Genomic DNA, 14,082 nt, shown 5'->3' on the forward strand with positions numbered 1-14,082 from the left:
GGTTGCCCATGCGATACCAGATACCCCGCTACTTGAACGAGCAAGTCCGGTTTGTCGGGCTGCAAAGCGATGAGTTCATCATGTGCCTTCTATCCGTTTACATTTGCATGATCTTTCGATTTCAGTGGATGGTCCTGATCCTCAACCTGGCGATGGTCGCTTCCTTCATCTGGATAGGCCGCAATTTTCCCAGGGGGTTCATCCGGCATGTTGCCTATTTCAGCGGATTTTACAGATTCTCCAATTATCCGAATTTTTTTGCCAACAGGTTTATCGAATGAAGCTTTCCATTTACGGCGACAAATTGGCCAATACCATGGCCGAAAACAGGCTCCTCAAGCTCTGCTTGCTTGTGACCTTGGGGCTAACCATTGTCAATTCGCTCGTGGCCTACCATGCGATGAACAATCAGAAAGTGGTGATCCTGCCTCCGGTGGTGGATCATAAAATCGAGATCAGGGGCAACGATGCGGATGACGAATATCTCAAATTGATGGGTCGGTATTCGATCAAGCTGCTTCTTGACTACACACCAAGCAACGCAGAGCAAAACTTTTCCGATTTTCTTAAACTGGCGTCCCCTCGCGTATTCAGGTCCATGCGAATCGATCTCGACAAAATCATTGAAGAAGTGATTCGTCTGAGGATCAGTTCCTCGTTTCAAATCAATACAATTAAAAAATTGGGAACCACAAACCGGATCGAACTGATCGGCCTGCGAAGCAAGTTTGCCGATGACGTGCGCATCGCGGATGCCATCGAAAACCACATTATCGAGTATGAAATCGATGATGGAACCTTCAGGATTACAGGAGTATCCCAAAAAAATGGCACGTAAACAATTATCCAATTTTTTAGTCGTCCTTTTATTCGCCTCACTGTTTCCGGTGCCTGTCCAGGCATCCGACCAGATCGGCAATCAGACGAGCGGTTACCAGATGACGGACCAGATGACCCCGGTCAAGCTGGCGCCGGGAGCCATCAACCGTATCCATTGCAGCGAGCCCATCCAAAACATCAACGCCCCCCATGGACTCCATATGGAAGTGGAGTACCAGGGAAACGATGCCTTCGTTACGTTGGGCAGGAACGCAAAACAGGGGGTTGTTTACGTCATTACGAAAAGCGGGGACGTATTTTCACTGGAAATCATCCCTAAAAATGGTCTCAAGGCCAGGGTCATCCGACTGGAGTCTCCAACCCACAAAGCCAGGGAGAACCTGCTCAAGTTCGCCGGGCTGGATAAGGAAACGGCCGCTGTGGATCTGATTCGAAACGCCTTTGTCGACACGATTCCCGAAAATTTCAATGTGATTTCAAAGGATCAGAAAATCGATGGAATCGAGCATTTGCGGATCCGGTTGCGGCGTATCGTGGCTATCGATGGCGTTCCCCTCAGGCTGAACGAATACCTCGTAAGCATCGCACCTTCGGCGGACATGAAAGAGATGATGGTGGACGAAACCAGTTTTCTGGTTCCAAAACTGACCCGCAATCCAACGGCCATCTGCCTGGGAAGGGATTTGGCGCATTTTACAGGCGGCAAGGTGCTCTTGCGCGCCGGCAAAACCGTGCGCCTGTTTATTGTTGAACATTCACCCAATTGATTGAATCCAATGAAAAAACTAATCGATCTGTTTCGAGACTTAAAAAGCAGGGACAAAAGCCGGCTGGTAAAAATCGCCATCGGTTCGGTGCTGGTTATCGTTGTGTTCAGCGCCTATCAATTCACCAAGGACAAAGACGGGCAGATCCCAACCCGCGCGGATGTCAAGAAAAACACGCTGCAATTCGACAAGCGGACCTTCGAGAAGACCATCTATAACAAGACCCGTGCGGACGTCGAAGAATTGCGAAGCGAGCTGTCAGCTTTCAAAAAGGAGGTGCGGGACATGCTCGCCGAGAAATTTCAGGCGGTCGAACAAATACAGCGGTACGGAGAAAAAAAAGGAACGCCGGACTTCCTTTCGAATCCCCCTGCCAACGACAAAGCCATCGGCAAGGTTCCACCAAAGAACCTGTCGTTTACCACACCGCTGCCCGTTGTCGAAAAAATGCAAAGAAATGGGCCTGCCTCCCCTGAAAAGAATTATTTCCAGGGATATCGGATCCGGGGAAAATCCTCGGGCAACAATAAAAATCAGCCTCCCGTCAAACAGATTGCGGTTTTTGTAAATCCTCAAGCGACCGCAGCCGGTTCGCAGGATGCCGATAATATCGAGGTTCACCTGCCGCCATCCTTCATGGAAGCAAATTTGCTCAACGGTGTCACCGCACCTGCCACGGATGTGGGCAAGAACAATCCCATCCCCATGCTGATCCGGGTCAACAACCTGGCGGTGCTGCCCAACAACGTGAAAAGCAATACCAAGGGCTGCTTCGTTGTGGCGGAGGGGTACGGGAGTCTTGCAGACGAACGGGTTCACGCCCGCCTGTTGTCCTTATCCTGCATCAACCAGAAAGGGGGTACCGTGATCGATCAGGCCATCAAGGGGTTTGTGGTCGATACCGACGGCAAGGAGGGCATGAAAGGCCATGTTTACGCTAAATTCGGGCAACAGATCGCCCGGGTGGCGATCGCCGGCTTTCTGGAAGGTCTGGGAGACGCCATGAGCCTGGGGCAGCAGGAATTCACTTACGGCGTCAATACCGGCGTTCGAACCGGCCAGTTCAAGGATACCGATCCGGAGACCCTGGCCAAGGCCGGCATCGGCCAGGGCATTGTCAATGTGGCCCAGGATCTTCAAAAATTCTATCTGGATCTGGCCGAACAAAGCCTGCCGGTCATCGAGGTACACCCCACCAAAAATATCACCATCGTGATCAGCGAAGGGGTGGATATCGCTATCAAGAAACAAGAAACCTCAAAGGTGGAACTATGAGAACGATATGGCTATTGCTCATCCTGGCTGCCTTCCTCTCGCTGGCAGGCTGCCAGACCCTGAACCCTTATGATGAGTACAGTGACTGCCCGGATCCGTTCAACGGCGATTGTGTCCCCATGGATACCGCCTACCGACGATCCAAGGCCGATCCAAAAAACGCGGCGGCCATCGACATCGATCCACAGCATGATTCACCGCTGATAAAGGATCGACCCGAAACGAGCGAAACCGGCAAAACACTTCAACAACGCCAGGATCAGGTTTACAAAAACGAATTGTATCAGGAGATCGCCGGTCTGGTGAGGCGTCCCATCACACCCGTCCGGATTCCCGCCAAGTTGATGCGGGTTTTGATTTTAGGATACGACCGCGAGGATCGCTTTTACAGCCATCGCTATATCTTTTTCAAAAGCGACAGATCCCGCTGGATCCTGGATATCATCGACGAGTAGAATTATGCTGCTACTGGATAAAATATTGGGTGTGGGCGACGCATTCAACGCAAAGCGATTTGTCAACCTGGCCAATCGGGACAAGCTTTCGGCCTACCTGCCCTATCAGTCCTGGGACAGGAAAGCCGGCGTCTACCATAGCGCCGATGACACCTTCGGCTATGTGTGGGAATGCACCCCCCTGGTGTATGCCGCGGCAAAGGTGTTCGAGAACCTGAAAGGGTGCATCCACAGCGGGATTCCCTCCGGCAGCGTTCTCCAGTTCATGATGTACGCCGATCCGGACTGCACCGACCTTTTCGACCATTACCGCTCGCTGAAAAGCCGCCAGAATCCATTTTTGGATACCCTCACCGACAACATGATCCGGCATTTCTCCGAAGCCGAGTTTGGTCTGAGAAGCACCAACAGCATTCCCGTGAGAAATTTCAGGTTGCTGGTGAGCCTCAAGTTCCCGCCGGGAGAACAGCTTAGCGATCAGTTCGAATTCGCCGCCCTTTCGGTGGCCGAGGCACTCAAGGGGGCCGGTTTGGATCCCATGCCCCTGGATCCCAGCGGCCTGATCGGACTTTTGTCAAAGATTCTCAACACCGGGGCAAATACACAGCTTTTCCCTTATGATCCGGATCTGGAAATCCGCAAACAAATCGTCCGCGCCGGTATGATCGATACCAAATTCACCCATGTGGAAATACGCGGCGGGTGTGCTTCGAAATACCTGAAGGCCCAGACCGTAAAAGGATGGCCCATTGGTGAGATCGAACCCCTCACCATGAATCGCATCATGGGTGGGATCATGGGCGCCGTTGATGACAACAATCAGATTACCTGCCCGTTCTGGGTTACCGTTAACATTGTTTTCGAAGGGCTGTCCAAACGCATTCGCTCCAAAACCGAATTGATGATCCGCCAGGAAAAAAGAGGCGTGCGCGGTCAAAAGGAAAACGAAAGGGAAGCCGAGTATCGCTGGGCAGCCAAGGAATTGATCAGTGGCAACACCTTCGTGCGCGTCGTCCCCATTATCTGGAATATCGGCCGCTCAACCGAGGAAATCGATACCAACTGCGCCCAGATCAGGCGGATATGGCATTCCCAGGGAGGCGGGTTCGTGCTTCAGGAGGATATGGGAATCCTGACGCCGCTTTTGATCGCATCGTTGCCCCTGGGTCTTTACAACATCGGCACCAACATCGATTTCATGGAACGCGACAAAATCATGCCGGCGGAAACCGCCCTGCGCCTTCTGCCCGTACAGGGAGATTTTACCGGATCCGGCCAGCCCACGGCCCTGTTCTTGGGACGCAAAGGGCAGGTGGTTTCCTACGGCATGTTCAACGAAGGATCGACCAACAACAACGCGGTGGTTACCGCAACGACCGGTGCGGGCAAATCCTACCTGATGAATTATCTTCTCAAGGAGATCTATTCCAATGGCGGATTGATCCGGGTTTTCGATCTGGGCAGAAGCTACGAAAAGCTGGCCAAGATTTTGGGCGGCAACTTCATCGAGTTCACCGAGGACTCCACCGTATCGCTCAACCCTTTCACCCACATCCGCAATATCGACGAATCCATCGATTCCATTTCGGCAATCCTCTACCAGATGTGCTACTCGGCGACAGGCCAGATGCCCACGGAAACCCAAATGACCATCTTGAAAAACACGGCGCGCATAGCCTGGGAACTGGAAGGAAACGATGCCGGTATCGATGCGATCTATCGGTTCCTGAACCGTTTCACGGAAGTGTCCAAGCGAATGGAGTCCGACATCGATCTGTCCAAGATCAAGGACATCGATTCCATTGCCGCCGAACTGGGATTCAACCTCAAGGATTTCACTACCAAGGGTCCCTATGGCAAGTGGTTTGCCGGACCGGCCACCTTGGACATCGGCAGCGACGAGTTCGTGGTCCTTGAAGTCGATTCGCTGAAAGACATGGACTCGCTGTTCAGGGTGGTTTGCATGCAGATCATCCACTACATCACCCAGAATCTCTATCTTTCAGATCGTCAGCGCCCGCGTGTGATCGTCTTCGAGGAGACGGCCCAGTGGGTCAGCAAGGACAGCTTCATCGCCATGGTCATCGAGTCCGGGTACCGACTGGCGCGTAAATATTTCGGGTCCTTCATCACGGTGCTGCAATCGCCCCTGGACATCGTCAATTTCGACAAGGTCGGCCGGGTAATCAATTCCAACTCGGCCTACAAATTCTATTTGCAATCCAGGGACTACCCCCAGGCAATCAAAGAGAAAATCATCGAGTACGACGAATTCATGGGCGCCATCCTGAACTCGGTGCGTCTGGTGAAGCCCAAATACTCCGAGTTCCTGATGGAAACCCCCAACGGAACCGGCGTGGCACGGCTGTCCCTCGATCCGGTGGCCTACTATGCCTTTACTTCCGATCCCCAGGACAACGCCCGCATCAACGCCCTTTTAAGAAAAGGATATCCATATCATGAAGCGATTCAAAAGCTCGCCGGTCAAAGGCGTTATTGAAATCGGCGTCCTGATACTTTGCCTTTTCATGAACCAAGGCGGTCTCCAGGCCAGGAACCTGGGCCGTGTGGGACCGGTATACCCGATCATTGAAAAAAGCGCCGCGTTTTCAAAAAACGGCAACGATAGCCGACCCAATCCCATCACGTCCATGACACTGCCGACCACGTCGGTCGAAACGAAACAATTCCTGGATTTAACCTACACGGTCCCCTGGGACATCACCGACGCCGAAGGAAATATCGTCTACCCGAAAGGGTATCGCTACAACCCTCTGGCACATCGCCGGTTTCGCACCATGATCGTCATCGATGGAAGTAAGCCTGACCAGCTTGACTGGGCCGATCATGCAGAGGGCACAGCCGATCCCATGACACGCATCGTGATCACCCAGGGCGACCTTACCACCGTATCCAAACGATTCCATCGGCATGTCTATCGATTGCATCCCCAGGTGGCCCAACGCTTTGGGATAAAAAGCGTTCCAACAATTGTTCAACAGAAAGGAGCGGTCCTTGCGGTTACATCCACACCTGTCCATTAGTTTGATTTTGATTCTCATCCTGCCCACGCTCGTGGGCTCGACGTGTATCGAACAGGAATGGAACCCGGACGGATTCGACTACGAATTCGAGGTGCTTGGCACCTGTGAATGCTGCTACGGTTGGTGGTGTCGATACGGTACTTTAATAGCATTCTGGGAGCCTCACAGGATAATCGAAACGGTAAAGGATCCGTATTGTTCGCCGACCGCGTCCCAATCCCTGCTGCTCAGCCTATCGGCAGATGATGCGGGGTCCTTGGATGAAGTGTTTCTCGGCGGGACCCACGCCGATCATTCCAACACGGAAGGGGCCACGGTTTTCGCACAAGTTCATTATCTCACGCATCCCATGCTCGATGCCATGATCGATGAGTTCGACGACATGTGTTGGGAATCTTCCGACAACGGCATGGAATACATATCGGAGACCGACAGTGAATGGCAGGAAATCTACAGCTCCATGTGGTGGCCTGAGGCTTCATTGTTTGCCACATACCCCATGGTCGAGACCTGCATGGCCGATGCGGCAGCGGCTCAGTTCGGTACACCCATCGATGCGCTTTACTGGTGTTTGGGCGCATGGGGGACCCTGTTTAACATGAACGGGCATTTCAACCAGGACGAATACACCACGGGGAATGCCGGTCTTGCTGCGCGAACCATCGCCCATATGGGTCGCCGTGGTTTATTGATGGATGCGGCATCCGTACAATGCTACGCCATTTCGATGCCCATCTGGATAAAAAGCTATTTCAAGCTGCAGCCAATACGTCCCAATGAACACCCCTTTAAAATCCCCATCGGTATGGATCCTCTGTTTTGGTCAGAGGGTCTTAATCGTGTCGATCCGGGCGGGGATAATTTCGCATGGCTTTTATGGCGGCTGCGTATTTGCTGTGCCAGCTGATCGCAGGTGGATATGAAACCGATCACCTTGGCAATATCATTGATCGTCATTTCGAGCCTTCTTTCAAGCGGGCAGGATATTGAAAGAATGGTCAATGGGATTGAAAAAAGCCCCTACTTCCAAAGGGCCGAACAGGCCGTCAAGCGAAATGAAAAAACGCTGCATCGCAAGGTGCAACAAAAAATCGAAGAGAAGAGAGTCACCGTCAGCGCCATCAACGAGCAAATAAAAAACGAACTGATCCAAGCGGCGGCCCCTGAAACTGAAAATGCCGATGCCCATGTCGATACAACATCCAGAATTTATATTTTCGTGTCCCGGTCGGTTCCCCTGGCGGTTCTCAAATCTTTTGCCGCCGACATCGATACTCTTGGCAGCAATACGCTGCGCCTTGTTTTCAGGGCGTTCCCGAAGAATTTCCTGCATACGTTTTTACAAAAAGAGCAGGCCGGTACAAAAGGAGATGGTGTGGTCAGGGCGAAGATCATCGTCGGTGAGAAAATTTTCAATCGCTATCACGTGGACCGGGTACCGGCCGTGGTTTTCGATCCAGATCCCATGACCTCACACGACGACTGGCTGCTTGTTTATGGGGCGGACTCCCTGCATCAGGCATTGACATTGTTTTATCGGGAGTCCGGCCGGCACGAATTGAAAATGGCCGCAAACCGGGTGGTCAAAATTGAATAAACCGAGGCTGAACGCCAAATTTTCATGCTGCCTGGCGCTGCTCTGTTTATCGCTTGCCGCCGGCATGGCCATACCGGACCGCCTGACCATAACCAAAACCGACAGCGTCAAATATCATCTGTTTTGGGAGATCGATCGGAAGAGATTGCAAAGGGGCGATTACGTCCGTCTCCCACTCTTCGATCCGGGAGTGGGCTGCAAACCGTGCAGCATTGTCAAGCGCATCGGTTGCCTGCCGGGAGATCGATTGGTAAGCGAGGATATGAACTACTACTGCAATGGCAAGTATTTGGGTCAGTGCATGACCGGCAAAAATATCGCGCCATTTCGATTCACCGGCAAGGTGCCGCCGGGCATGGTTTTTCTGGTCGGTGACAGGGACAACAGCTATGACTCACGATACTTCGGATTTAAATCGATCAGCGACATCGAAACGGTGCTTTCTCCTCTTTTTTAGCCTGCTTCTCATTGCAGCACCCGCATGGTCTGCAGACACGTTCTGGGAAGATCGCCAAAGAGGCTACTTTTGGTATGAAGACCCTGACCTGCCAGTTTACGAGGAACAAGACGTTCCGATTGAGGATCAGCCAATGATTGGAAATACCGGACAAGATACCAGGCCTGATCGATACAGCTATGACGAACTGTTCGATCTGCATCCGGACCGATTTCAAGTAGTGATCGACGCGCGGCTCAAACATGCGGTTCATCGTCCAACCGAAGAAAATGTGCTGAGGTTTCTGGAAGCCACGGATGTGGCCAAAAAGAAAAGCCGCCTGATGGCCAATGTCGCCGGCTATGTGGCCATGCAGAACCCGTGGTTGACCGGTGAGTCCCGATATCCCTATTCACAGCCCGGCCGCGGCGTATACGTCCGGCAGCGCAATAGAGACATCCAAGCAACGCTTGCAGAATTCAAGGACCGATATGCCATCATCGCCTTTCATCAAGCAGGATGCGGATATTGCACGGCACAAGAGGAGATTCTGTCTCACTTCGAACATCTGAACAGCTGGACCATAAGGCGGATCGATATCACCGAAAACCCGGGTTTGGCGGCCAGATTCCATGTCGACATCACACCGACATTGCTTTTGGTTTCTCGCAGCACCCAAAACTCGAGCATCCTCTCCTCGGGAGTGATCTCGTTGGATCAACTCACCACACGTGTTTACCAGCTGATCCGCCTGATGGAGCGCCGCGCCGATCCAACGGATTTTTATCCCATGGCCTTTCACGAAACCGTAAAATAACCGGGAGATAGCCATGCATAAACACTTCCTGCTCAGCATCGTCCTTATTCTAACGGCAGCCGGTACATGCTTTGCCGATGATTGGATCGACAATTGGATCCAACAGGCCACCGCCAACGGCCCCAATATGTTCGAAAGCCAGAAGCGGGGCTACGCCTCGGCCGGGAGCCTGTCCCTTCGCTTTAAAAACGAGAAGGACTACCTGGTCAGTTTCGCGCCGCCCCGTTTTCGGGCCGGCTGTGGCGGCATCGACATGTTCATGGGAAGTTTCTCCTACCTGGATGCGGAATATCTGATGGAAAAACTGGAACGTATTGCAGAGGGTGGCGTGGCAACCTTTGTTTACGATATCGCCATGTCGGTGCTTTCCGAGCCCATTCAAAAGTCCATGAAATCGCTGGAGGCGATGGTGGATCGGCTCAATCAATTGCAGATCGACGACTGCCAGGCTGCCAAGGGTGTATCGGCCTACCTGAAGAGTACTTCGTCGGGAGAGGATCAATCCGAGGCACTTCAAAAATTCCTGATCGAAAGCGGTATCAACGACTTTTATCAGGGCGCCCAGGACGATTACAATAGCTCAAACACCCAACAGGTCATGCAGGATGCGGGGGTGACGGTAAGCGACATGACCTCAGGCTGCCCCGAAGAAATGCGGCGCGTATTTTTCAAAGACGGTTCACTGCTCGCCAACGTTGCCGTGGAAAACAATATCCCCGAATCCCAGACCCGGATCATGTCGGCGCTCACAGGGGACGTGCTGATCGACAGCGGCCGTTATTTCATGATCGGTCCATGCTACAACGATCCCGGGGATGTGGATGCGCTGGTCTATGGTGACCTGATCACCCGGGATGCCAGCGGCGCTTGCAGGCAACTGGATCACATTCGTATCGACGGCATCAACTATGACTCTTTATACGCCTGGGCCTATGCCATGATAGGTGAGGTCATCACGGCCATCGGCACGAAAGCGGATCTATCGCCGGCGGCACAAGCCTTCATCGAAAGCATGCCTTCGCCGGTATATATGCTTGTATTAAACGACATCAAGGCGGTCGGGGATTTGAATAATGTGGAAGAAATCTCCGGCCGTCTCGCCTATGTGGGTGCCCTCTCCTACGCCTACCAGATGAGCAAGTCGCTTTTGTTCAACACCTATAAACTCTATCACGATGCCATGCGCATCGCTCACAATCAACTGGGTCCGGATGCCGGCGGCAGATGCGTGCAGCAGCTTGTGGAACAACCGGCCGGCTATATCGAAACCATACTGGGCCGTTTGGACAGCATGTATGGTTATCTCGAACAAGCCTATGCAGCTTCCCTGCAGCGAATCACCAACGATCTGCAGCAGGAACGGTTGATCCAGGATAGAGGTGATCGTCTGAATCGTATTTCTTTTGACAAAACGGGAATCCGTAAATGAAACGACTCTGCGAAATACCCCCCTTTATGATTTTGCTCGCTCCGGGTTATGCCTTGGCCGATATTCCGGATACGTTCAGGGAGTATGTCACCTATGGAGGGTTCCACAGCATCCACAACGCCTTGAGCCGGATCGCGTTGAGTTTCTCGGACAATTCCTATGAGGGGCTTTTCGTTGCCTTCATGGTGGTGGCCCTCACCTTCTGGTTGGGCTGGGGCGCCATCGGCTATTTTCGAAATGGCAGCGCCCTGGGTTTTATCTACATGGCGTTTACCATTTTGACCGGGGCCATCGTCTATATCGCCTTGATCCGCCCCACGACATCCATGGTGGTGTATGACGAACTTTTGAATATTCATCAGGAAGTGGCCGACGTTCCCGAGGGTGTGGCGCTTTTAGCCGGCATGCAAAACAGCTTTACCCGCACCATGACCGACATCATATGGACATCCGCCGATCCGGAAGTGTACGACTACCGGGAAAACGCCAATGGCGATGTCTACAATATCGTTCGCCAAGTCTATAATGGAGAGATCGATATCTCTACCCAAAACGGAAACGGACGTTACATCAATGCGTCCTTGCGGCGATATTGCGAAGATTGCGTCGCTTTTGAGATCCTGCGGCCGCAAAGCGATCTGAATGTCAATATGTTCGCCACCAGTTCGGATCTGACCGAGCTTCTGGAGGCGGCCCGGAGCCCTTCGGTATTCACGGTGTATTTCAACAGTGCCAGCCCCACCGGTACGACCATGAGTTGTGCCGACGCCTATGATCGGATTGTCGGCGACCTGAACGCCATCACCGACATCTCGGATGAGAACATGAATTTCTGGCAAACCAAATGCGCGGAGGCCGGCTACCACAACAGCACGGGAATGATCGGTGAGGACCAGATCAAGCGCTGCATGCAGCGCACCACGCAATTTTTATCCTACATCACCCAGGGCAATGTGGCCCCATCGGAAGTTACCCGCAACCTGTTGATTGCCCGTGAACTCTGGAACGCGGCCCTGAATGCAGATATCGCCGCTCTCGGGAATTATAAAATCGGCACGGCCCTTTCAGGTGAAGCCATTTCTACGGATCGATGGCTGCCGCTGATCAAGGAGGTAATGACTGCCATCTATTTAGGTCTGGTGCCCTTTCTGGTCATTTTATTGCCGACACCGCTTATCGGCCGGGTCGGTGGTCTCATCATCGGTTTTTTCTGTTTCCTGACGGCCTGGGAAGTCTGCGATGCCCTGGTCCACAGCTATGCCATGGATCATACCATCAACTTTTTCGATGAAATTCGTCGCAACGGGCTGAGCTTTAAATCCATTGCCATGATGGAGAGCCATAGCCACCAATCCATGCTGATGTTCGGCAAGACCCGGTCCGCCACGATGATCCTGGCCGGCGTGATTTCTGGAGTCATCGCCAAATTCGGCGGCGCTGCCCTGGCCCACTTTGCCAATACAATGAACTTCGGTCATTTGGGCCGCGAGGCGGCAACCCAGATAAACGATCCCAACGGGCAGGCAAGTGCCCTGGAGTCCTATGCCAAATCGCCGGTTCCGGTTGAGACACACCGCAACCAAGGCTATCATGAGATGGTCCGCCTCTCCAATCTCGCTTATGCCGGTAACATATCGGGAAGTGAAATTTTGATTGACGATAGTGACGGATCGTTTACGGCCGCGGCCGCACATAAGGGCAGGGAAACCACCAACCGCACGCTCGATGGTTCCGCCAGATATTCTGCCGTCAACAAACAGTCCGGGATCAGGGACATGAACGCCCAGGATGCCCGCGAACTGATGCAGGAAAGCCAGGTGGCAGGTGGCTTGGCGTCGGCAGTGACAGCCGAGAGTCTCGGTATGGAAGAGCACTACGACCGGACCAGTACGGAAATGGTCAGAAGCGATTCTGCCTTGAAAGCCTTGGGAAAAGATGGTGATCTAAGTGAAAGGCAGTCCCAGGTGGGAACCATTCAGGGAACGCAACAGCGCGGAAACCTGGACGCCAACCGCGCTGTCGGCGCTCAAGGAATATACCAGGCGGCCTACACGGACACGGCCCGCCACAGCGCCCATTCCATCGTGGCAAACATTGCGGCAACGGATATTCTCCAGAATGGGGCCGTCAGCCCGGGAAACCGTGATCTTCTCAATCGGTTGAATGCGAACCCGGATGTAAAGGGCTATCTTCAGACGGCCACCCATATGGACGTTTCTCCAAACGCGGATGAAGCCGCCGCCCTGGCAACCTATTTTGGTTCCCACGGTCATCATTTTACGCCAGGCATGCTCCAAGGCTCCCAAGTGAGTTTTAAAATGGCCTATGATCCGAAAAGCGGCGACATTGTTCCGTCCAATATTAACGTATCGACCGGCGCGGGCTTCCATAATTTCGGTCAATACTTCGAGCGGCCCATTACACCGGCCAGCCCTTATGCCCTGACCAATCCCTCATCGGGGGATACCGTGACGATTACGTCGGGACGGGTTTACGGTCAATCCGGCGTTTATCAGCAAGCCGAAGGTTTTATGGCCGACGGTACACCCGTCAGTTTGGGATCTTCCGATGGACACGTATTGGATCGGATGTCATTGGGCGAACGATTCAGCGGATTTGGGACCCCTTATGTGCTGTCTCGTCTGAGCCAGGGTATCGACTCTATGATCAGGGGGGCTGACCTCACGGAAGCGTCACAACGAGCTGAAGTAATACCTCAGATTGCAAAGGCAGTTTCTTCTAATTTTGTATCTGCAAATCAAAGCTATGTTGATCAGGTGGCTTCTGCAATGGGAGGTTCTATTGGTGGTGGCTTAAGTAAATTTATAGGCGCTTCAGGAAACGTAGGTGCCTCGTTTACCAAACGGGATGTGAACGAATTTGCCCGTAACGTTATCACCCAACGACTTATGGATGTGACTGCGAATGCTACTAATAATGAAACGGCAAGAAAAGCTCTACAAAATGAGATCAGTTCCATGACAGCCGATGACTACAGATATATGAAATCAGCCATTAATGAATATCGCCGCAATCACATCAAGGATATGGTGTCGTAGCTCACGAACTCAGAGACTCGCATCTCACGGACTCAGAGACTCAAAGCCCACTAACCCACTGACTCATTTTCAATTGTAGAAAAAAATATAGAACAAATAATCACGGCTCAGTCCTCCTCACCTCACTCACTCCGAACCTCCCATCACATACCTTGGCAATCGCATGTCCGCCCCCTTCAATTTTCATTCAGAGAGTTATCAAAAACAAAATCCGGTGCTCAGCATTTTTCACTGAAGCACCAGTTCATTTGTTCACCCGTAGAAAAAGGGTATTATACAGGGAGTTACAAACCGATTAGGAGGCGGGCTACAGAATTCGTCGATAAGGATGAAGGGGGCATTGGCCTGCCCCCTTCGGCAACC

The 14,082-nt window shown here is 52.6% G+C and carries 13 protein-coding genes; all 13 read left to right on the forward strand.

The window, feature by feature from the left end; genetic code table 11:
• Positions 1-8: 8 nt before the first annotated feature.
• From traL to GN112_RS05845, 13 genes are read left to right on the forward strand one after another with little or no spacing between them, the layout of a single operon-like run.
• Positions 9-281: a type IV conjugative transfer system protein TraL gene (gene traL, locus GN112_RS05785; protein ID WP_155309357.1), complete on the forward strand. Its 273-nt coding sequence runs from the start codon at positions 9-11 to the stop codon at positions 279-281.
• Positions 278-838: a TraE/TraK family type IV conjugative transfer system protein gene (locus GN112_RS05790; protein ID WP_155309358.1), complete on the forward strand. Its 561-nt coding sequence runs from the start codon at positions 278-280 to the stop codon at positions 836-838. Before traL ends, GN112_RS05790 begins: the two co-directional genes overlap by 4 nt.
• Positions 828-1,607 (forward strand): TraK domain-containing protein, encoded by a 780-nt coding sequence (locus GN112_RS05795; protein ID WP_162458798.1) that lies wholly within the window; start codon positions 828-830, stop codon positions 1,605-1,607. Before GN112_RS05790 ends, GN112_RS05795 begins: the two co-directional genes overlap by 11 nt.
• A 9-nt stretch (positions 1,608-1,616) precedes the next feature.
• Positions 1,617-2,882, forward strand: a complete 1,266-nt coding sequence (locus GN112_RS05800) for a TraB/VirB10 family protein (protein WP_155309360.1) — start codon at positions 1,617-1,619, stop codon at positions 2,880-2,882.
• Complete coding sequence (locus tag GN112_RS05805) at positions 2,879-3,337, forward strand: TraV family lipoprotein (RefSeq protein WP_155309361.1); 459 nt, start codon at positions 2,879-2,881, stop codon at positions 3,335-3,337. Before GN112_RS05800 ends, GN112_RS05805 begins: the two co-directional genes overlap by 4 nt.
• A gap of 4 nt (positions 3,338-3,341) precedes the next feature.
• Positions 3,342-5,837, forward strand: a complete 2,496-nt coding sequence (locus tag GN112_RS05810) for a TraC family protein (RefSeq protein ID WP_155309362.1) — start codon at positions 3,342-3,344, stop codon at positions 5,835-5,837.
• Positions 5,797-6,381 carry a hypothetical protein gene (locus GN112_RS05815; protein WP_155309363.1) on the forward strand — a complete coding sequence of 195 codons (585 nt, stop codon included), beginning with the start codon at positions 5,797-5,799 and terminating at the stop codon, positions 6,379-6,381. Before GN112_RS05810 ends, GN112_RS05815 begins: the two co-directional genes overlap by 41 nt.
• On the forward strand, positions 6,353-7,288 hold the full coding sequence (locus GN112_RS05820) for a TraU family protein (protein WP_162458799.1): 936 nt from the start codon (positions 6,353-6,355) through the stop codon (positions 7,286-7,288). Before GN112_RS05815 ends, GN112_RS05820 begins: the two co-directional genes overlap by 29 nt.
• Before the next feature lie 12 nt (positions 7,289-7,300).
• Complete coding sequence (locus GN112_RS05825) at positions 7,301-7,978, forward strand: TrbC family F-type conjugative pilus assembly protein (RefSeq protein ID WP_155309365.1); 678 nt, start codon at positions 7,301-7,303, stop codon at positions 7,976-7,978.
• Positions 7,971-8,435 carry a S26 family signal peptidase gene (locus GN112_RS05830; protein WP_155309366.1) on the forward strand — a complete coding sequence of 155 codons (465 nt, stop codon included), beginning with the start codon at positions 7,971-7,973 and terminating at the stop codon, positions 8,433-8,435. Before GN112_RS05825 ends, GN112_RS05830 begins: the two co-directional genes overlap by 8 nt.
• On the forward strand, positions 8,368-9,231 hold the full coding sequence (locus GN112_RS05835) for a conjugal transfer protein TraF (protein ID WP_155309367.1): 864 nt from the start codon (positions 8,368-8,370) through the stop codon (positions 9,229-9,231). Before GN112_RS05830 ends, GN112_RS05835 begins: the two co-directional genes overlap by 68 nt.
• Positions 9,232-9,244: 13 nt before the next feature.
• On the forward strand, positions 9,245-10,660 hold the full coding sequence (locus GN112_RS05840) for a conjugal transfer protein TraH (protein ID WP_155309368.1): 1,416 nt from the start codon (positions 9,245-9,247) through the stop codon (positions 10,658-10,660).
• The gene (locus tag GN112_RS05845; protein WP_155309369.1) at positions 10,657-13,719 is read left to right on the forward strand and encodes a conjugal transfer protein TraG N-terminal domain-containing protein; all 3,063 of its coding nucleotides are present in this window, start codon (positions 10,657-10,659) and stop codon (positions 13,717-13,719) included. The genes GN112_RS05840 and GN112_RS05845 overlap by 4 nt, the downstream gene beginning before the upstream one ends.
• Positions 13,720-14,082 lie beyond the last annotated feature (363 nt).

The organism is Desulfosarcina ovata subsp. ovata (assembly GCF_009689005.1).
GTDB classification, from domain to species: Bacteria; Desulfobacterota; Desulfobacteria; order Desulfobacterales; family Desulfosarcinaceae; genus Desulfosarcina; species Desulfosarcina ovata.

Bases quoted from the DNA above. Each gene is read 5' to 3' on its own strand.
- traL (WP_155309357.1), top strand. From the start codon at position 9: ATGCGATACCAGATACCCCGCTACTTGAACGAGCAAGTCCGGTTTGTC.
- GN112_RS05790 (WP_155309358.1), top strand. From the start codon at position 278: ATGAAGCTTTCCATTTACGGCGACAAATTGGCCAATACCATGGCCGAA.
- GN112_RS05795 (WP_162458798.1), top strand. From the start codon at position 828: ATGGCACGTAAACAATTATCCAATTTTTTAGTCGTCCTTTTATTCGCC.
- GN112_RS05800 (WP_155309360.1), top strand. From the start codon at position 1,617: ATGAAAAAACTAATCGATCTGTTTCGAGACTTAAAAAGCAGGGACAAA.
- GN112_RS05805 (WP_155309361.1), top strand. From the start codon at position 2,879: ATGAGAACGATATGGCTATTGCTCATCCTGGCTGCCTTCCTCTCGCTG.
- GN112_RS05810 (WP_155309362.1), top strand. From the start codon at position 3,342: ATGCTGCTACTGGATAAAATATTGGGTGTGGGCGACGCATTCAACGCA.
- GN112_RS05815 (WP_155309363.1), top strand. From the start codon at position 5,797: ATGAAGCGATTCAAAAGCTCGCCGGTCAAAGGCGTTATTGAAATCGGC.
- GN112_RS05825 (WP_155309365.1), top strand. From the start codon at position 7,301: ATGAAACCGATCACCTTGGCAATATCATTGATCGTCATTTCGAGCCTT.
- GN112_RS05835 (WP_155309367.1), top strand. From the start codon at position 8,368: ATGACTCACGATACTTCGGATTTAAATCGATCAGCGACATCGAAACGG.
- GN112_RS05840 (WP_155309368.1), top strand. From the start codon at position 9,245: ATGCATAAACACTTCCTGCTCAGCATCGTCCTTATTCTAACGGCAGCC.
- GN112_RS05845 (WP_155309369.1), top strand. From the start codon at position 10,657: ATGAAACGACTCTGCGAAATACCCCCCTTTATGATTTTGCTCGCTCCG.